The organism is Microbacterium sp. LWH10-1.2, from assembly GCF_038397765.1.
Taxonomy (GTDB): Bacteria; Actinomycetota; Actinomycetes; order Actinomycetales; family Microbacteriaceae; genus Microbacterium; species Microbacterium natoriense.
Map to the genome: position 1 here is coordinate 744,431 of NZ_CP151638.1, position 18,657 is coordinate 763,087.

Below are 18,657 nucleotides of genomic sequence, written 5' to 3' on the forward strand. Positions count from 1 at the left end.
GGTGGGATCAGCACGTCAGAACGTGATCCACTCCGTCCGGGTGGTCACGGCGTCCAGAGCGTCCGCGTGCGGCGTCACGCCGATGCCGGCGCCGGTCGGCACGCGGAGCGCGCCGTTCTCGACGACGAACGGATCGGTGATGTCGCTCGAGTAGTAGCGGCCGGACCCCGACGTGTCTCCGGGGAGGGTGAAGCCGGGGAGGGCGGCGAGGGCGACGTTGGCGGCGCGGCCGATGCCCGTCTCCAGCATCCCTCCGCACCACACGGGGATGTCGTTCGCCACGCAGACGTCGTGGATGCGGCGGGCCTCCAGGTAGCCGCCGACCCGGCCCGGCTTGATGTTCACGATCGAGCAGGCGCCGAGGGCGATCGCGTCCGCAGCGGCCCTGGCCGACACGATCGACTCGTCCAGGCAGATCGGGGTCGTCATGGCCTCGGCGAGCTGGGCGTGGCCGATCAGGTCCTCCTCGTCGAGGGGCTGCTCGATCAGGAGGAGATCGAACGGGTCCAGTCGGGCGAGGTGCCGCGCATCTCCGCGGTGGTACGCGGTGTTCGCGTCGACCTGCAGCAGCACGTCGTCGCCGAAGCGCTCCCGCACGGCGCGCACCGGCTCGATGTCCCAGCCGGGCTCGATCTTCAGCTTGATGCGGACGTAGCCCTCGTCGATGTACCCGCCCACGGCATCCAGCAGCTCGGGGATCGAATCCATGATGCCGACCGAGACGCCGCAGTCGACGGCGTCGCGCACCGCGCCCAGCTCTCGCGACAGCGGAACGCCCTTCGCACGCAGCTCGGCGTCGAGGATCGCCAGCTCGACGGCCGCCTTGGACATCCGGTGGCCCTTGAACTTCGCCAGCGTCGGCGCCACGGCGTTCGCGTCGAGGTCCTTCACCTGAGCCAGCGCGGGCAGGAGGAAGCGCGTGATCACGTCGACGCTCGCCCCGACGTACTCCGAGGAGTAGAGCGGGTCGTTCATCGCCACGCCCTCGCCCCAGCCCTCAGCCTCGTCGGTGACGGCGCGCACGATGAGCGCCTCGCGCACCGTCTGCACGCCGAACGAGGTGCGGAAGGGCGACACCAGCGGCATCTCGATGACGCGGAGCTCGAATCCGGTGAGCTTCATTGCAGTTCTCCTCTGTCGATGGTGTAGGTGCCTGTGCGATCGAAGGAGAGCACGCGCGCTCCGTCGTCGAGCAGATCTCCGAGGGTGTCGCGCAGCGCGAGACGCCAGTGCGTCGCGTGCTCGGGAGCGGTCACCCGCAGCGCCTCGATATCGCGGGGGAGCGAGACCCGCACGACGCGCGCCCCGGTCGGATGCCGCACGGGGTCCTGGTCGTCTCCGACGGTGAGCAGGGGCTCGCCCTCCGGAGCGGGGTCGGAGTCCCGCGAGGATTCGCCCCGGCAGGCCGCGGCGACCCGCGGATCGTGCACGTACCAGGTGACGAGCATCCGGTCGGTGTCGTCGTCGCCGTTGAGGGCGTCGCTCATGTGGCCGTAGAAGTTGCGGTGGTACGCGGTCGGCGTCGCGGCGAGCTTGACGAGGTTGAAGTACGCGTTCCTGCTGATCAGCGGGTCGAAGGTCCAGGAGATCTCGTCGAGCTGCTCGTCGATCGCCCAGGAGCGCTGGTGGACCTTGAGGGCGAAGCCGACGCTGCGGCCGCGCATGCGCTGCGAGACGCCCGCGATGTGACTGTGCAGCGCACGCCGCTCCGGGGCCGCGAAGAAGCCGAAGCACGCGCCGACGAGCTCGTCGCCGTCGAACGCCCCTCCGACGTAGCTGCCCGACTTCGACAGCGCGCGCAGGGTCTCCACGTTCACCGGCATCCGATCACCGCCTGCGCTCCAGATGCTCTGGAAGAGCGCGGCGACCTGCGCGAACTCGGTCACCGTCGAGAGGAGGCGGATCTCGACGCCCGCGGCGTCGGCCGCGGCCCTCGCGAGGTCGGCGGCCTCGTCGCGCGCGGACCTCTGTGCGACGTCGTCCGTCATGGTCATGCCCCTTCTCCAGCCAGGACCTCGACGACGAGCGTCTCGAGGAGGGCGAGCCGCTGGGCGATCATGTCGACCTCGACGTGCTCGTCGTCGGCGTGGGCTCCTCCGCCGACGGCGCCGAGACCGTCCAGGGTGGGCACGCCCAGCCCCGCCGTGAAGTTCCCGTCTGACGCGCCGCCCACGGCGACTCCGTCGAACGGGGTCAGGTCCAGGCGCTCCGCGATGTCGCGGGCGCGGGCGAAGAGCGCGGCCGAGGAGGAGGTCTCCATCGGAGGCCGGTTCGGCCCGCCGTCGATGCGGACGAGCGCGCCGGGGGTGCGTGGAAGGAGGGCGCGCATCGCGGCCTCGACCCTGTCCTGCTCCGCGACGGTCCGCACGCGCACGTCGACCGCGAACTCCGCATCGGCCGGCACCGTGTTGGTCGTGCTCCCCGAGCGCAGGAGCGTGGGGGTCACCGTCGTGCCGGCATCCGCGTCGCCCAGCGCCGCGACGGCGAGGACGAGATGCGCAGCCTCGATCGAGGCGTTCACGCCGCGCTCCGGTTCGAGACCCGCGTGGGCCGCGCGACCGGTGACGACGACGCGGTACAGCGACACCCCCTTGCGGGCGATCTTGAGATGACCGCCCTCGGCGGCGGCTTCGAGCACGAGCACGGCGGAGCACCCGTCGGCCTCGGTCGTGATGAGCTCCTTCGACGTTGGCGAGCCGAGCTCCTCGTCACCCGTGATGAGGATGCTCACCCCGTCGCGGTCGGGCAGCGCGGCCACCGCGTGCAGGGCCATCGCCACACCCGTCTTCATGTCGAAGCAGCCGGGGCCGCGCAGGACGCCGTCGCGCACCGCGAACGGGTGCGTCTCCAGCGAGCCCACCGGCCAGACCGTGTCGTGGTGTCCGAGCAGGAGAACCCGCGGCTCGCCGAAGCGCCAGCGCAGATGCGTCCTGCCGTCGATCACGATGCGCTCGGGGCCGACGCCCAGCACTCGTTCTCCGAGGGCGGCGACGACCTCGGCGCTGCGGGCCACGGCATCCAGGTCTCCCGAGGGAGACTCGCACCGGATCAGCTCCTCGACGTCGGCGATCAGCCGGTCGATGCCGACGACCTCTCCGACGCTCATCACGAGACCTTCGGCGCCGCGCGGACGCCGTAGTGCATGTACTGCTCACCCGTGGCGAGGCGGTAGAAGACGACGGAGCTCCAGGCCTGCATCCCCTCGGGGCGGAGCACGAACTCGTTCTCCCTGACCGGCACGAGCGGGTGCTCCTGCACGGGGTCGGGGAGGAGTGCGGCGAGGGGCCCGGTGATCGTGGTGCGCAGCCGCACGCCGTCCTCGGATGCGAAGACCTCGGAACGGACCCCTTCGCGATCGTAGGTGCCGAGCAGCTCGGAGACATCGGCGTCGTAGGGCTCCTGCGGCGGAGCCTGCTCCGCGGGCAGATGCACGTCGGCGACCTCCGAGAAGATCTCCTCGTAGAGCTCGAGGTAGAGGTCGTGCGCGTTGCCGCCGTTCGTCAGCAGCGTGACGGCGACCCCCTCGTCGGGCAGCACGCGCAGGAATGCGGACTGTCCGATCGTGTTGCCGTCGTGGCCGTAGAGCCTGCGGCCGCTCCAGTCGAAGAGGATCCAGCCGACGCCCCACGCATCGCCCAGCGTGTAGGGGTTCGGCACGTCGACCTCGCGCTGCTGCATGCGCTCCACGCTCGCGGCGGAGAGCACACGGGTGCCGTCGGCGGCGAGCCCGCCGGTGAGGTGCAGTCGCGCGAACGCGAGCACGTCGGCCGTCGTGGAGCAGACGAGACCCGCGGGGCCCATCGCCCGCGGCAGCATCCACGCGGGGGCGACCTGCGGGCCGTCCTCGCCGATCTCGGTGTGCCCGACGGCCGCGCTGTGCAGCAGCACCTCCTCGGGGAGGGTCGCCGAGTGGGTGAGCCCGAGCGGGGTGATCACCAGATCCTTCAGCGCCTGGTCCCACGTCGTGCCGGTGATCTTCTCGATCACACGGCCGGCGAGCACGAAGCCCGAGTTGCAGTACGACATCGTCGCGCCGATCGGGTGGTTCTGCGCGACCCCGTCGAGCAGCGCGACGTACTTCTCGAGCGTGTCGTCGCCTCGTCCGGTGTCGGTGAACACGTCTCCGTCGATGCCGCTGGTGTGGTTCAGCAGGTGCCGCATGGTGACCGTGCGGGTGATGTCGTCGTCGGAGGAGCGGAACTCGGGGACGTACTCCACGACCGGACGGTCGAGGTCGAGGCGTCCCTCGTCGACGAGCTTCATGACAGCCGTCGCCGTCCACACCTTGGTCATCGAGCCGATCTGGAACAGCGAGTCGTCGGTGACGGCGACCCCCGTGCGAGCGTTCAGGATGCCGTGATGCGCGTAGACCGGATCCTCGCCGAGGCGGAGGATGCCGAGGGTCGCTCCGGGGACCTTGTGCGCGGCGGCGAGGACGCTGAGCCGCTGCTGCCAGTGCCGGGCGTCGAGCCGAGCGCGGCCGCGGACTCCGGCGGCGGGGGCGTACTGCTCGACCCAGTCGATGAGCCGCTGCGAGAAGTCGGCGCGGTGGGACGGCGGACCCGACAGCGGGAACAGGTGAGCACCGCCGGGGTAGAGCACCAGGCGCGTGGGGACGTCTCGTTCGCGCAGGGCGGCGAACCACTGCTCGGCCTGTCCGACGGGGCAGCGCTCGTCGGCTGCACCGTGCAGGATCAGGGTCGGGGTGACGACCCTGTCCACGTGCGCGTACGGGGACTGCGCCGAGATGCGCTCCTCGTCGCGCCAGGGGAGGCCGCCGTTCTCCTTCGCGGAGAGGTAGTGGCCGACGTCGGAGGTGCCGCCCATCGAGAAGAGGTCGGTGACGACGCCGCCGGCGACGGCAGCCGCGAAGCGATCGTCGCGGGAGGTGAGGTAGCAGGTCATGAAGCCGCCGTAGCTGTAGCCGGTGACGGCGAGGCGGGCGGGGTCGGCCACCCCCTCGGCGACCAGCTGGTCGATCGGCTCCAGGAAGTCGTTCGCGTCGCGCACGCCCCACCCTCCGGACACGGCGGAGAAGAACGCATCGCCGTAGCCGTCGCTGCCGCGCGGGTTGATCGTGAGGATCGCCCAGCCGCGCTGCGCGAGCACCAGGTGGTACGGGTGGGTCAGATCCGCGGCGCCGTTCCAGGCGTTGTGGGGGCCGCCGTGCACATCCAGCAGCAGCGGCACCGGGCCCTCGGCATCCGGGTCCCGTCGCAGCCAGCCGGTGACCACGGTGCCGTCGGAGATGGTGAACCGGCGCTCCTCGGCGGGGAGGATCGGCAGGTCGGTCGTACCGTAGGACGTGAGGGTGCGGATCTCCCCGTCTGCGATGTCGACGACGGCCACGTCGCCGAAGGAGTCCGGCGTCGCGAGCACGATCGCCGCGGTCGGACCCGCCACCGAGAGCCCGGAGACGTTCGCGGTGCCGTCCACGAGGGGACGGATGCCGGAGCCGTCGACGGCGACCCGGTACAGGTGGGTGTACCCGTTGTCGCGCAGGCAGAACACGAGCGTCTCGTCGTCGGAGAACCGGGGCATGCCGCCCGGGTAGCCCGGCCCGCCGGGCATCACGTTGCGGTCGACCGACGAGGTCAGGTCGACCGGCGAGCCGCCGCCGACGGGGAACAGGAGGAGACCGGCGTTGCCGACCTCGGTGTTCGTGCGTCCAGCGGCGACGATGTGAAGCCCGTCGGGCGTCCAGCCGACCGCGCTCGCCTGGACGTCGTCGGCGCTGACCCGCACCGGGGCACTGTTGGGGTCGGTCGAGGACGTGACGTATACCTGGATCCGCATCGTCAGGTCGGCGTCGTCGTCGGGGGACGATGAGAAGGCGAGCCGGCCGCCGTCCGGCGACCAGAACGGGTCGGAGGCGTGCGCGTGACCGCGGGTGAGCGCGGTGACGGCGCCGGACTCCGCATCGACGACGTGCAGCTGCTGCACGAGCGTGCCCAGGTTCCCCGCGCCGTCCGCCTTGTAGCCGAGACGATCCGCGGCGCTCGGCGCCGAGCGCCTGGCGAGGATCGCCGCGGGGTCGTCACCGGGGAGCGCAGCGCTGTCGACCGGCGCGGCGAAGGCGAGCCGGGTGCCGTCGGGGCTCCACACCGGGGTTCCGGCACCGAGCGGCAGCGTCGTCAGGCCGCGCGCCTCCCCACCGTCTGCGGGCAGGAGCCAGAGCTGGGCCGGGCCGTCCTGCGCACGCAGGAACGCGAGCTGCGATCCGTCGGGGCTCCACACGGGCGACGTGTCCGCGGTGCCGCGGGTCAGCCGGACGGGATCGCCTCCCGCGGCCGGCACCTGCCAGAGCGAGCGGGTGTAGCCGTCTGCCTCCCTGTCCGCGGTGCGCAGCACGTAGACGACGCGCGACCCGTCGGGGGAGAGGGCGGGCTGCTCCGGCGAGCTGATGGACAGGAGGTCGTCGACGGTGACGCGGGTCATGAGGGGCTCCAATCGGAAGGTCAGTCCACTGTGTCCGCTGCGAGGGCGTGGCGTGTTGTGCCCGCGTCCGAAACAGCGGAGGTGCTTTGGGGTTCGGGCACAGTTCCGATCGGGAGGGTCGAATCCGTGCCGGCGAAGTGGCAGGCCGCGCCGTGCAGACCGTGGGGGCGCACGGGGGCCGACGTCAGACAGAGCTGACGGTCGGGGCGAGCGGCGGGCCCGATCGGGCAGCGCGGGTGGTACCGGCATCCGCTCGGCGGCGCATGCGGATCGGCGGGCTCGACGCCGATCGGGGCGAGGGGGTCGATCGCGAGCAGATCGCCTGTCCTGGTCGGCGCGGCCTGCAGCAGGTCCTTCGTGTACGGATGCTGCGGATCGGCGAGCACCTGCTCGGTGGGTCCGGTCTCGACGATCTGTCCGAGGTACATCACGGCGATGCGATCGCACAGGTAGCGCACCACGGCGAGGTTGTGGGAGATGAAGAGCATCGTGAGGTCGAGCTCGCCCCGCAGCTCCCGCACGAGGTTGAGCACGGAGCCCTGCACCGACACGTCCAGAGCAGAGGTGATCTCGTCGGCGATGATCACCTCGGGGCGGGCCGCGAGAGCTCGGGCGAGGGCGATGCGCTGACGCTGCCCTCCGGACAGTGCAGCGGGCAGCGAGGAGGCGCGCTCCGGGTCGAGGCTCACCAGCTCGAGCAGCCGCGCGACCTCGGCGCGGCGCGCGGCGGGTCGACGAAGCTCGCGGGGGAGGGCCTCGGAGATCGACTCGCCGATCGTCATCCTCGGATCGAGAGACGAGAAGGGGTCCTGGAACACCATCTGGATCGGCCGGCGCCGACGGAATCCGCGGACGTCGGCGCCGTCGAGGGTGATCGCGCCCTCGCTGATCGGGGCCAGTCCGATCGCCGCCCTGGCGAGGGTCGACTTGCCCGAACCGGATTCGCCGACCAGACCGACGACCGATCCGGTCGGTACGACGAGGCTCACGTCGTCGACGGCCGTGAGGCCCGACCGGTGCGAGCCGAAGCGCACGCTGACGTGGTCGAAGCGCAGTTCGCTCATCGGGTCGCCGCCTCTCGTTCGAGCCGCGGAGTCGCGGGGTCCTTCGTGACCGGATGCCAGCACGCGACCCGGTGGCCGTCGGAGGAGGCCGTCAGCTCCGGGTCGCTCTCGCGGCAGAGCGCGGATGCCATCGGGCAGCGATCCGCGAACGCGCACCCGGTGGGGAAGGCGCCGGGTGCGGGCGGTCGCCCGGGGATGGTGCGGAGGGGGATGTCGCGGTCGGTGTCGAGCTCCGGGATCACATCCAGGAGGGCACGGGTGTACGGATGCTGCGCATCGGAGTGCAGGACGCCGGCGGGGAGATCCTCCACGATGCGTCCGGCGTACATGACCAGCACGCGGTCGCACGTCTGCGCGACGACGGCGATGTCGTGGCTGATGAGCAGGATCGCGGCATCCGTGTCGCGCCGCACCGTGGCGAGCAGCTGCAGCACCTGGCGCTGGACGGTGACGTCGAGGGCCGTGGTCGGCTCGTCGGCGATGATGAGACGAGGGTGGTTCATCAGACCCATCGCGATCATCGCGCGCTGGCGCATGCCGCCGGAGAACTCGTGCGGGAACTGGCGCACCCGCCGCTCGGCCGCGGGCACGCGCACGGCCTGCAGCCGCTCCACCGCCCTGGCCATCGCCGCACGTCTGCTGAGGCCCTGATGCTCCGATGCGGCCTCCGCGAGCTGCGATCCGATCCGCCGCGTCGGGTTGAACGAGGTCATCGGGTCCTGGAACACCATGGCCAGCGACGTGCCGAGGAGCCCGCGGAGTGCACGGTCGGGTGTCGTGAGCAGCGAGGTGCCGCAGAAGTCGAGGGCTGCCGCCGATACATGTCCCGGGGTCTCGATGAGCTTCGCGGCCGCGAGCGCCGTGAGGCTCTTGCCGGAGCCGGACTCGCCGACGACGCCGATCGCCTCACCGCGTCGGATGTCGAAGGTCACGCCGCGCACCGGCGTGAGCCATCCGGCCGGGGAGGGGAAGGAGACGCGCAGGTCGTCGACGCGGAGCACCACTTCTTCGCCGTCGACCTGCGCGGGCACGGGGGCGCCGCTGCGGGCGACGAGGGGCAGTCGCGCACGGCGCCGGGCGGAGCGTCCGCCGAGCGCGGCGGCCGCGGTCTCGCCGAGGAGGTTGAAGGCGAGTCCGGCGATCACGACCGCGACCGCGGGGCCGAGTGCGGCCGCCGGGTTGAGGTAGATGCGGTTGAGGCCCTCCCCGAGCAGTCGGCCCCAGTCGTAGGCGGGGACCTGCACGCCGAGTCCGAGGAACGACAGCCCGGCGAAGGCGAGCAGGGCAGAGCCGGCGGCGACCGTGGCGTTCACGATGAGCGGCTCTCCGATGTTGGGGAGGATGTGCCTGATCAGGATCCGGAATCGGGAGACCCCCGCGACCTGCGCCGCGGAGATGAAGTCGCGCCCGGCGATCGCCGAGGAGAGCGTCTGGGTGAGGCGGGCGAAGCCCGGGGCCATCGCGAAGCCGATCGCGAGCACGGAGCCGGTCGTCCCGACGCCGAAGATCACGGCGAAGAACAGAGCGAGGAGGAGCCCGGGGAAGGCGACGGCGATGTTCACGAACCCGGCGATCGGGCGTCCTGCCCATCGGGGGAGCACGGACGGGGCCGTCCCCAGGACCGCGCCGACGGTCACGCCGATGACGACGGCGATGACGGCCAGGAGCACGGACAGCCGCGTGGCGACCATGACCCTGGCGAGCACGTCGCGGCCGAGGGCGTCTGTGCCGAGGAGATGGGCGGCGCTGGGGCCCTGCGTGATGGCGGTGGGGTCGACCTGCTCCGCCTGCGCGCCCCAGAGGAGCGGGGCGAGGATCGCGGTCAGTGCGACGAGGGTCACGAGGGCGAGGGAGGTGATCCCCAGGGGCGAGCGGACGATGCCCGCCCAGACGGTGCGCGCGGACATCAGGCCTCCCGGATGGTGGAGCGAGGATCGAGGATCGCGAGGATGACGTCGATCACGAGGTTCACGAGCAGCACGCCGATGCCGTAGACGAGCACGATGCCCTGGACGACCGAGTAGTCCTTCGACAGGATCGACTGCACGATCATGGTGCCCAGTCCTGGCCACGCGAACACGTTCTCCACGAGCACGGTGCCGGCGACCATCCCCGTCAGCAGGAGACCGGTGAGCGTGAGCGTCGCGGTCATCGCGTTGGGGAGGGCGTGGCGGGAGTAGATGCGATGAGGTGCCAGCCGCTTGGCCCTCGCGGTGCGGATGAAGTCCTGACCGAGCACGGAGAGCACCTCCACGCGGATGATCCGCGAGAACACGGCGATCGGTCCGAGCGCGAGCGCCACGATCGGGAGCACGAGAGCGAACGGCGCCGTGTTGCCCGCGACCGGGAACCAGCCGAGGGAGACGGCGAAGATGTAGACGAGCCCGACCGCGAGCAGGAACTCCGGGATGGCCGCGAGCACGACGCTGCCGGTCGCGAAGCCCAGCTCGAGGCCGCGTCGTCGGCCGCCGCGCGTGGCGACGGCCATCGTCACGCCGAGCGGGACCGAGACGAGCAGGACGAGAAGGACGGCGAGGATCGCCAGCTGGAGGGTCGCGGGCAGACGGGTGGAGATGATCTCGGAGACCGGCTGGCTCGTGAGCATCGACGAGCCCATGTCTCCCGTGAACAGTCCGCCGATGTAGCGGACGTACTGCACGGCGAGGGGCTGGTCGAGGCCGAGCGCCGCGCGGCGCGCCTCGACCAGCTCGACGGGGGCGTTCATCCCCAGCGCCGCGCGCACCGGGTCGCCCGGGACCAGGTGGATCATGAGGAAGGCAGCCGTGACCAGCACCCACACCGAGAGGATGAACTGTCCTCCGCGACGGACCAGGAAGGACACCCACGGGTTGTCCGACCGTGCGGATCTGATCAGGATCGCCTGAGTGGTGGTGGTGCTGGCCATCGGCTGCTTCCGGTCCTTACTCGTACATGCGGATCGACGTGGGGTCGATGCCGTCGCCCTCGGTGAACGTCGCCTTGTTCGCGAAGGTCGAGCGCACGATGTTCGCGTAGGGGACGACGCTCGTCGTGGAGAACAGCGCCTGCTCGGCCGCGCCCCAGTCGTCGCATCCGTCTGCGCCGGCCTTCTGCGCCGCGGCGGTGACCGCTGCCGTGTACTCGGGGTTGTCGACGCCGGCGAAGTTCGTGCCGTTCGGCGGCGTGGGGCCCGAGTAGAAGGGAACGAGCATGCTCGGCAGCGCCACGGTGAGGGGTGCGGCCGAGACGTCCCAGTCGCCGGTGGAGAACAGGGTCTCGCTGAGCTTCGGGGAGTCGACCGCGGTGACGGTGAGCGAGACGCCCAGCTCCTTCCAGGTCGACTGGATGAGCTCGGCGGCGGCGTTGCCGGCGTCGCCGAACAGCGAGGGGTAGATCATCCGCAGCTCCAGCGGGGCGCCGTCCTTGCTGCGGACGCCGTCGGCGCCGAGCGTCCAGCCCGCGTCGTCGAGGGCTGCGGCAGCCGCCTTCGCGTCGAACTTCGGCAGGAAGCCGCTCACCACATCGGCGCGGCAGGGGTTCGGCGAGACCGTGACGAGGCCGGTGGGCACCGTGCCCTCGCCGCCGGTGAGCACCTTGCGGAGCTGGTCGAGGTCGAGCGACTCGACCAGTGCCTCGCGCACGGCCTGGTCGGCGGTGGGGCGGCCCTCGTTCTGGTTGAAGACGAGCTGTCCGCCCGGCGTCGGGATCTCGGTGTGGAACAGGCCCGCATCCTGCAGCCTCTTCTTGTCAGGGCCGAGCACGAGCGCCGCGTTCACCTCGCCGGAGAGCACGAGGTTCACCGATGTCGTCTCGTTCGGCACGACGCGGAACACGACCTCGTCGGGGAGCCCCTTCTGGTCGGGGTCCCAGTCGCCGGGACCCCAGGTGAAGTCCTTGCGGCGGGTGAGGGTGTACTGGCTGTTCGGGACGATCTCGCCCATCGTGAACATCCCGGTCGACCCCTCGCCGGCGGCGAGAGCCTTCGGGTCGTCGATCACGGAGCCGCAGACGATGGAGATGCTGCCGATGTTCTCCACGAGGAACGCATCGGGGCGCCCGCTGGTGACGGTCACGGTGCGCGCGTCGTCGTCGCCCGTCGCGGTCGTGCCCGGCTGCACCTGAAGGCCGATCAGCGGTGAGCCGTTGGCCGGGTCGGTGATGTGCGTGATGTTCGCCGCGACGTCGGATGCCGTGAGCGGAGTGCCGTCCTCACAGGTGAGACCCTCGCGGAGCGTGAAGACGGCCTGGGTGGTGTCCGACTCCCATTTCTCGGCGAGGCCGGAGACGACGCTGCCGTCTTCGAGCACCTCGACGAGCCGCCCGTAGAGGAACCGGTCGATGGAGCGGGCGACCGACATCACCGTGACGAACGGATCGAGACTGCCGGGGTCGGTCGAGATGACCGAGGTGAACGTCTTGCCGTCGACGAGGGTGCCGGAGCTCCCTCCACCGCCGGTGTTCGCGCCGGCGGCGCACGAGGTGAGGGCGAGGGCCGTCACGCTCAACAGCGCGACCAGCGGGGTACGAGAACGCATCAGAAGCCTCCAGCAGTGAGTCGGGTGAGGTGTGGGGGGACAGAGGTGACGACGGTCAGTCCGCGAGTCCGCGCAGGTGCTCGACCGCGGCCAGCGCCGCACGGCCGATCGACGCGTCGACGAGTGGCTGACGGTCGGCGAGGGTATCGGCGAGCGTGAACACGGCGACGGCGAACTGCCGTCCGTCGGGGTAGGTCACGACGCCGGCCTCGTTGCGCCAGCGGGGCAGCGTGCCCGTCTTGGCCGCGATCTGCACCCCGTTCGGGAATCCGGACGAGAGCCGGTGCGGCCAGATCTGCTGCGCCATGATCGTGCGCGCCTGCTCGCACGCGGATGCCGGAGCCGCCGCATCCGTCCAGAGGGCGGTGAGAAGCGTGGTCACGTCCCGCGGCGTCGAGTGGGACGTGCGAGGGGGGTCGAGAGCGCGCAGTGCGAGCAGGTCCTCCGCGGAGGCCGAGAGGAGCAGCTCGTCGAGGTCGTCATCGGGCGAGCCGCCGAGGTCCTCCACCACCGAGGCGAACAGGTCTTCGCAGCAGCCGATGAGGGCCGTGCGATCGAGACCGAGGTCGGAGATCACGCGGTCGACGGCGTCGCCGCCGAGGCGGTGGTAGATGACGTCGGTGGCGGCGTTATCGCTCATCGTCATCATCAGGAGGGCGAGGTCGCGCCAACTGGCCTCCACGTCGTCGGCGAACCCTGCGGTCCCGACGCCGCCGATGCGGTACCGCGCCGTCACGGTGGTGCGCGCGGTCTGGTCGAGCGCGCCCGCGGCGACGTCACGGACGAAGGCCGTGAGCACGAGGATCTTGAACACGGAGGCGAGCGCGACGGGGTCGTCCGATCCCACGCCGACCTCCGGACCGTCCTCGACGCCGATCTCGCGGGCGTGCAGGAAGCCTCGGGCTCCGGCATCCGCGAAGATCCGGGCGATGTCGGCCTCCACCGCGGTGGCGGCCGTCGCCGCGGGCGCGGCGCTCACGCGTCGATCCGACGGTCGGCGCGGCCGGTGTGCAGGTAGAGAGCCCGGCCCTCTCCGTCGTCTCCGACGAAGGCGTGGGGCATGTGCATGCCGTGCTGCGGTTCGCGCGGGAGCAGGCTGTCGCCGCTCCACCCGACGAGCTCGACGGGCTCGGGTGCGGGGCCGAGCTCGGCGAAGATGCCCTTCATCGTGCGCTCGAGCCAGATCCGTCCGTCGTCGTCGACGCTCACGACCGAATCCGAGACCGACGACGAGTACGTGCCGAGGATGCGATCGAGGTCCACCTCGACGGGGGAGGCGGGAACCTCGGGGAGGGCGGGCATCGTGACCCCGGCGAGGGCGCTGAGCACCTTCGCGGTGATGGTCTGGTACGCCTCGACCGCGCGTCCTCCGTTGGTGAGGATCGCCACGGCCACTCCGGCCGACGGGACGATGCGCAGGAAGGCGCTCTGTCCGATCGTGCCGCCGTCGTGTCCGATGACCGGTGCACCGTCCCAGTCGAAGAGCTCCCAGCCCAGGCCCCATGCGTCGCCGAGGACGCCGAGGTCGGGCAGCTCGACCTGCTGCTCCTGCATGGCGCGCGTGCTCTGCTCGGAGAGCACGCGGGTGCCGTCGGCGGCGACCCCTCCGTCGATGTGCATGCGGGCGTAGCCGAGCAGGTCGCGCGGCGTCATGGCGAGCATGGAGCCCGCCGGCGCGTTCGAGCGGACCAGGCTCCAGACCGGGGCGGGGACGGGCTCGTCGCCGTCACCGGAGGGGACGTGGCCGAGTGCGGCGCGGAACATGATCGCCTCCGGCGCCGAGGTGGCGACGTGCGTGAGCCCGAGCGGGGCGATCAGGTGGGTGCGGAGGGCCTGATCGAAGGGCATGCCGCGCAGCACCTCGATGATGCGGCCGAGCACGACGAATCCGGCGTTGTTGTACGAGAAGCGCTCACCGGGTGCGAACAGCTGCGGCGCATCGGCGATGGTCGCCAGGTACTTCTCGACGGCGTCGTCGCCGACCCCGGTGTCGTTGAACAGGTCGCCCTCGAAGCCGCTCACGTGGCTGAGCAGCTGGCGGGTGGTGATCGCGGAGGCGGCGGCGTCGTCGGCGACGACGAACTCCGGCACGACGTCGCGCACGGGGGCGTCGAGGTCGAGCAGGCCGTCGTCGACCAGCTGCATGATGAGCGTCGCCGTCCAGGTCTTCGTGATCGAGCCGATCTGGAAGACCGAGTCGTCATCGGCTTCGACTCCGGTGTTCCGGTTCAGGATGCCGGCCGACGTCGTGAAGATCTCGCCTCCGGCGAGGACTCCCACGGATGCGGCGGGGATGTGCGCGTCGGCGATCAGGGCGGGAAGGTTGTCCCGCAGCCAGACGCCGATCTCGTTCAGGTCGGACATGTGCGCTCCTCTTCATCGAGTGCGCCGTCGATCGGGGTGCGACGGCGATGGGCCGAGACTATTCGCGTGTGCGGAGACGCCGTTGGTCGGCGGCGACGAGACTTGCCGGGAGCTTGGTGCTCGCGGACGAAGCCCCGCGGATCACCGTCGTCGCACGGCGCGGAGTCCGATGTGCAGCAGGTCGGGGCCGCCCTCCGCGGCATCGAGCAGCCGGCCGACGGCGACACCCTCGTCGGTCACGAGCGCCCGGTCCTCGCGGACGCCCAGTCGCAGCGGCGGACGCGGCGGGATGCCGAGGGCGGCGATGTCCTCGCGCAGCACCATCGTGAACTCCAGTGCGTCTCCGACCCGCGTGACGTCGTAGTGCCACTGGCCGGCGTCGTACCGCCCGACCGTCTCGTCGAGCGCATCGGTGGTGCGCTGGCCGACCGGCGTCTTCTCGGGAGCGATCCCGCGGAGGTGCTCGAAGCACCAGTCGATGATCCTCGTCCCCAGGGCCTTGCCCGCGCCGCTGTTGGTGAGCACCGTGATCGCGAGATCCTGGTCCGGGGCCATCACGAACTCGCTGAGCTGGGTGTCGGCGATGTTGCCGCCGTGCATCACGAGTCGGGCGGAGCCGTGGTGTGAGAGGAGCCAGGGGAAGCCGATCGCGTCGGCCGGCGGACCGGCGCTGAGCTGCGGCTGCTGCATCCGGAGCCTGGTCGCCTCGCTCACGGGCGGAGTGCCCTCGCTCTCCCCGCGCATCTGGAACCGCGCATAGCGCAGCTGATCGCCCACGGAGGAGACGAGCCCGCCCTCGGGGTCGATGTCGCGCGTGATCGGCCATTGGCCGAGGGGAGAGACGGTGCCGTCCTCCGCCGTGACGTGGCCGAGCGCGTGGGGGCGGGCGATCACCTCCCACGGGAAGAAGAAGGTGTCGGCCATCTCGAGCGGATCGAGGACGATGCGTCGCACGGCCTGCTCGAACGGTTCGCCCGCGACGACCTCGACGATGCGCCCCAGGAGGCGGATCCCGGCGTTGCTGTATGACGCGATCGTGCCGGGGGCGAAGAACTGGGGGAGCTCGGCGAAGCTCGCGATGTTGCGGGCGAGGGAGTCGGCATCCCAACCAGGCTGCTCGTCGGCATCGCCGAGGAATCCGCCGGAGTGGGTGAGGAGGTGCCGGACGCGCAGGGCGTCGAGGGCCGCGGCATCGCCGAGGCGGAAGTCGGGGAGGATGTCGATCACACGGGCGTCCAGATCGAGCAGCCCGTCGTCGACGAGGCGCATCGCCGCCGTGCCGGTGAACGTCTTCGACGTCGAGCCGATCTGGAACAGGGTGCGCGCGGTGACCGGCGCACCCGTCTCGGTGGAGGCGACGCCCGTGACGGCGATGAGCTCGTCGTCGCCGTCGAGCACGCCGACGACGGCCCCCGGCACGCCGAGCTCGGCGGCGGTCGCGTCCAGGAACGATTGCAGGTCTTCGGTCATCATGCATCTCCTCGTACCGCGCGACCGGGGAAGGCATCGGTCACGATCTCTCCGGCGTGCACGACGGGGATGCCGTGCACGTACAGCTGCCGCACGCCCTGGGAGGGCCGCGTGGGGTCGGCGTAGGTGGCGCGATCGGTGATCGTCGCGGGGTCGATCACGACGACGTCGGCGTCGGCGCCGACGTCGAGATGCCCCTTGCCGCGCATGGCGGACGAGACCTCGTCGAGGACCCGCGCCGGAAGGTAGGAGCAGCGTCGGAAGGCCTCGACCCAGGTCCAGGTCTCGGATTCCCTGACCATGAGGCGCAGGGACTTCGCGAAGGTGCCCGCCGTGCGCGGGTGCGTGTGACCGCCGGGAGGCAGCGGCCACTCCCGCTGCTCGTACGCGGTCGGGGCGCCGGCGGTGCTGGTCCAGGAGACGGGCATGGCGTCGCTCGCGACGATCGAGTCGGGGTAGGCGAGGGCCCGGTGCAGATGCGCGCGGTCGAGCGGATCTGCCTCGTCGAGGAAGGTGACGATGCACGTGGCGCCGGGGTCGGCGGCGCGCACCTCGCGGAGGCGCGCCTCGTCGGCGATGCGCTCGCCGGTGTCGACCAGGACGAGCGAGCTCGGCGTGATGCCGAGTCCCCGCAGCTTCTCGGGGGCGAGGAAGAACGCGCCGATCGCGGTGCTCCCCGCGCCGTACGGGTACGCCTCGACGGTCACGCGCGACCCGGCCGCACGGCTGCGATCGAGGAGCGCGAGCACGCGGTCGACGTGCCGCAGGGACGTGCTGTTCACGTGGCAGTGGTGCATGGCCGCCCCGGTCTCGGCGGCGGCGCGCACGAGCTCCTCCGACCCGTCGATCGGTGTCGCCGGATCGGCTTCGATGAGCTCTCGGACGTGCGTGAAGGTGGGGGCGTGCGCCGCCGCGGCCAGGCGGGAGAGCGCGAGGTACTCGTCGGGATCGGAGCGGGGCGCGTAGCCCATGAGGACTCCGATGCCGAGGGCCCCGGCGGCCAGCTCGCCCTCCAGCAGGCCGAGCCAACGCGTGCGCTCGGGGGTGCTCGACGATCGCTGCCATTCCCCGTTGCCGAGCAGGTCCATCGACGCGGTGAAGTCGGCGACCGGGACGCGGTCGAGGTGCGCGAACGCCCTCGCCTGCGCCCAGGATGCCGAGAAGCCGTAGTTCAGCGGGCGACCGTCGGCCGCGGCCCTGGCCATCGCCTCGGCCACCGGCATGAGGCCGGCCTCGAGGTCGAGCGCGGTGGTCACGCCGTCCATCGCCTGCAGCCGCTGTCCGGCGATGGAGTGGACGTGGCTGTGCAGGTCGACGAAGCCGGGGCCGACGATCAGCCCGCGGACGTCGACGACCGTGGTGCCGGGGGGAGCGATCAGATCGACGCCAACGGCGGCGATGCGTCCGTCGGACATGAGGAGGTCGGCGATCCGGTCGGCGCCGGTCTTCGGGTCGATGACCCGGCCGCCGCGCAGCAGTGTGTTCACGCGCCCAGCGTGGCATCACGGGTGCGGGGGAGTCCGGTGCGGGGGCACGAAATCAGACGGGTCATCCGGTACCGGAGCACAAGCCGCGCACCCGCCGCGCAGCTCGGAGGTGCGCCGGAGGGCGCGGAGAGACATAATGGGGACGACAGATGTGACCGTGCACATGCGAGGAGGCTGTGATGTCGACGGCCTCAGAGCGCGCACGGATGCCCAGCATCCGCGACGTCGCCCGGTTGGCAGGGGTCTCGCACCAGACCGTCTCCCGGGTTCTCAACGATCATCCGAGCATCCGTCCGGAGACCAAGGCCAAGGTCCTCGACGCGATCTCCGTGCTCGACTACCGGCCCAATCTCGCGGCCAGGGCGCTCGTGACGAGCAAGTCCAACATGCTCGGCATCCTGTCGGCGACGGTGGGGGAGTTCGGTCCCACCTCGTCGATCGTGGGGATCGAGGATGCCGCGCGCGAGGAGGGGTACTCGGTCTCGACGCTGAACCTCTCGGCCACCACGCCGGAGGCGATCGGCAATGCGCTGCGACAGCTGTCGCGGGAGCAGGTCGACGGCATCGTGGTGCTCGCCCCGCAGGTGCGGGTGTTCCATGTCCTGCGCGGCATGACCGTCGACATGCCCTTCGTGACGCTGCAGACGGCGTCCGGATCCGACGGCGTCAGCCACTCCGCAGACCAGGTCGCCGGAGCCAGGGCGGCCACGGAGCACCTCATATCCCTCGGGCACACCGACATCCTCCATCTGGCCGGGCCGCAGGACTGGATCGAGGCGGAGTCGCGCATGAGGGGCTACCTCGATGCGCTGAGGGAGGCCGATCTGCCCACGTTCCCGCCGATCCGCGGCGACTGGACGGCGGACTTCGGCTTCTTCGCCGGTCAGGAGCTGTCGCGGCGCCGGGACTTCACCGGGATCTTCGCGGCCAACGACCAGATGGCTATCGGCCTCATGCACGGCTTCCGGGTCGCGGGTGTGCGGGTGCCGGAGGACGTGAGCGTCGTCGGTTTCGATGACATTCCGGTCGCGGCACATGTCGCCCCGTCGCTGACGACGGTGCATCAGGACTTCCCCGAGCTGGGCAGGAGAGCCGTGCGGATCCTGCTCGCTCAGATCCGCGGTGAGGCGGTGCCGGAGTTCGGCGCGCTGCAGACGATGCTGCGTCCGCGGGAGTCCTCCGCGCCGCGATAAGGGCACGATTCGATCACGGGCTTGACACTGCCCCGTGGAGAGTGGACCATATAAACCAATGTGAACGGTCACATGGAAGATGACCGCAAAGGCGCGAGGAAGATCCGTGAGCACCACAGCAACGTTG

Annotated in this window: 13 protein-coding genes; 1 reads left to right on the forward strand and 12 read right to left on the reverse strand. The window is 71.1% G+C overall.

The genetic code is table 11. The features are described 5' to 3' along the window. Positions 1–15: 15 nt before the first annotated feature. The 12 genes from menC to MRBLWH10_RS03570 all read right to left on the reverse strand — a co-directional run bounded on the left by menC (position 16) and on the right by MRBLWH10_RS03570 (position 17,337). Positions 16–1,122, reverse strand: a complete 1,107-nt coding sequence (gene menC, locus MRBLWH10_RS03515; protein WP_341941648.1) for an o-succinylbenzoate synthase — start codon at positions 1,120–1,122, stop codon at positions 16–18. Next, positions 1,119–1,994, reverse strand: coding sequence for a GNAT family N-acetyltransferase (locus tag MRBLWH10_RS03520; RefSeq protein ID WP_341941649.1), 876 nt, complete (start codon positions 1,992–1,994; stop codon positions 1,119–1,121). Before MRBLWH10_RS03520 ends, menC begins: the two co-directional genes overlap by 4 nt. Further along, positions 1,991–3,106, reverse strand: a complete 1,116-nt coding sequence (locus MRBLWH10_RS03525) for a M20 family metallopeptidase (RefSeq protein WP_341941650.1) — start codon at positions 3,104–3,106, stop codon at positions 1,991–1,993. Before MRBLWH10_RS03525 ends, MRBLWH10_RS03520 begins: the two co-directional genes overlap by 4 nt. Next, complete coding sequence (locus MRBLWH10_RS03530; RefSeq protein WP_341941651.1) at positions 3,106–6,438, reverse strand: serine hydrolase; 3,333 nt, start codon at positions 6,436–6,438, stop codon at positions 3,106–3,108. Before MRBLWH10_RS03530 ends, MRBLWH10_RS03525 begins: the two co-directional genes overlap by 1 nt. Before the next feature lie 20 nt (positions 6,439–6,458). Then, on the reverse strand, positions 6,459–7,502 hold the full coding sequence (locus MRBLWH10_RS03535) for an ABC transporter ATP-binding protein (protein ID WP_105672280.1): 1,044 nt from the start codon (positions 7,500–7,502) through the stop codon (positions 6,459–6,461). After that, a complete protein-coding gene (locus MRBLWH10_RS03540; RefSeq protein WP_341941652.1) occupies positions 7,499–9,409 on the reverse strand; it encodes a dipeptide/oligopeptide/nickel ABC transporter permease/ATP-binding protein in 1,911 nt (636 codons plus the stop codon). Before MRBLWH10_RS03540 ends, MRBLWH10_RS03535 begins: the two co-directional genes overlap by 4 nt. Then, positions 9,409–10,407, reverse strand: coding sequence for an ABC transporter permease (locus MRBLWH10_RS03545; RefSeq protein ID WP_105672278.1), 999 nt, complete (start codon positions 10,405–10,407; stop codon positions 9,409–9,411). Before MRBLWH10_RS03545 ends, MRBLWH10_RS03540 begins: the two co-directional genes overlap by 1 nt. A gap of 16 nt (positions 10,408–10,423) precedes the next feature. After that, positions 10,424–12,016, reverse strand: coding sequence for an ABC transporter substrate-binding protein (locus MRBLWH10_RS03550; protein WP_223586128.1), 1,593 nt, complete (start codon positions 12,014–12,016; stop codon positions 10,424–10,426). A gap of 55 nt (positions 12,017–12,071) precedes the next feature. Next, positions 12,072–12,995 carry a serine hydrolase gene (locus MRBLWH10_RS03555; RefSeq protein WP_341941653.1) on the reverse strand — a complete coding sequence of 308 codons (924 nt, stop codon included), beginning with the start codon at positions 12,993–12,995 and terminating at the stop codon, positions 12,072–12,074. Next, complete coding sequence (locus tag MRBLWH10_RS03560; RefSeq protein WP_341941654.1) at positions 12,992–14,380, reverse strand: serine hydrolase domain-containing protein; 1,389 nt, start codon at positions 14,378–14,380, stop codon at positions 12,992–12,994. The genes MRBLWH10_RS03555 and MRBLWH10_RS03560 overlap by 4 nt, the downstream gene beginning before the upstream one ends. A gap of 141 nt (positions 14,381–14,521) precedes the next feature. Next, entirely contained in the window at positions 14,522–15,850 is a 1,329-nt protein-coding gene (locus MRBLWH10_RS03565) for a serine hydrolase domain-containing protein (RefSeq protein ID WP_341941655.1), read from the reverse strand. Beyond that, positions 15,850–17,337: an amidohydrolase family protein gene (locus tag MRBLWH10_RS03570; protein ID WP_341941656.1), complete on the reverse strand. Its 1,488-nt coding sequence runs from the start codon at positions 17,335–17,337 to the stop codon at positions 15,850–15,852. Before MRBLWH10_RS03570 ends, MRBLWH10_RS03565 begins: the two co-directional genes overlap by 1 nt. Before the next feature lie 179 nt (positions 17,338–17,516). On the opposite strand from MRBLWH10_RS03570, the gene MRBLWH10_RS03575 reads away from it, so the two are divergent. Then, complete coding sequence (locus MRBLWH10_RS03575; protein ID WP_105672272.1) at positions 17,517–18,530, forward strand: LacI family DNA-binding transcriptional regulator; 1,014 nt, start codon at positions 17,517–17,519, stop codon at positions 18,528–18,530. Positions 18,531–18,657: the final 127 nt, after the last annotated feature.

What these genes read in the sequence shown, in the direction of transcription:
- menC (WP_341941648.1), bottom strand. Translation starts at nt 1,122, where the DNA reads ATGAAGCTCACCGGATTCGAGCTCCGCGTCATCGAGATGCCGCTGGTG.
- MRBLWH10_RS03520 (WP_341941649.1), bottom strand. Translation starts at nt 1,994, where the DNA reads ATGACCATGACGGACGACGTCGCACAGAGGTCCGCGCGCGACGAGGCC.
- MRBLWH10_RS03525 (WP_341941650.1), bottom strand. Translation starts at nt 3,106, where the DNA reads ATGAGCGTCGGAGAGGTCGTCGGCATCGACCGGCTGATCGCCGACGTC.
- MRBLWH10_RS03530 (WP_341941651.1), bottom strand. Translation starts at nt 6,438, where the DNA reads ATGACCCGCGTCACCGTCGACGACCTCCTGTCCATCAGCTCGCCGGAG.
- MRBLWH10_RS03535 (WP_105672280.1), bottom strand. Translation starts at nt 7,502, where the DNA reads ATGAGCGAACTGCGCTTCGACCACGTCAGCGTGCGCTTCGGCTCGCAC.
- MRBLWH10_RS03540 (WP_341941652.1), bottom strand. Translation starts at nt 9,409, where the DNA reads ATGTCCGCGCGCACCGTCTGGGCGGGCATCGTCCGCTCGCCCCTGGGG.
- MRBLWH10_RS03545 (WP_105672278.1), bottom strand. Translation starts at nt 10,407, where the DNA reads ATGGCCAGCACCACCACCACTCAGGCGATCCTGATCAGATCCGCACGG.
- MRBLWH10_RS03550 (WP_223586128.1), bottom strand. Translation starts at nt 12,016, where the DNA reads ATGCGTTCTCGTACCCCGCTGGTCGCGCTGTTGAGCGTGACGGCCCTC.
- MRBLWH10_RS03560 (WP_341941654.1), bottom strand. Translation starts at nt 14,380, where the DNA reads ATGTCCGACCTGAACGAGATCGGCGTCTGGCTGCGGGACAACCTTCCC.
- MRBLWH10_RS03565 (WP_341941655.1), bottom strand. Translation starts at nt 15,850, where the DNA reads ATGACCGAAGACCTGCAATCGTTCCTGGACGCGACCGCCGCCGAGCTC.
- MRBLWH10_RS03575 (WP_105672272.1), top strand. Translation starts at nt 17,517, where the DNA reads ATGTCGACGGCCTCAGAGCGCGCACGGATGCCCAGCATCCGCGACGTC.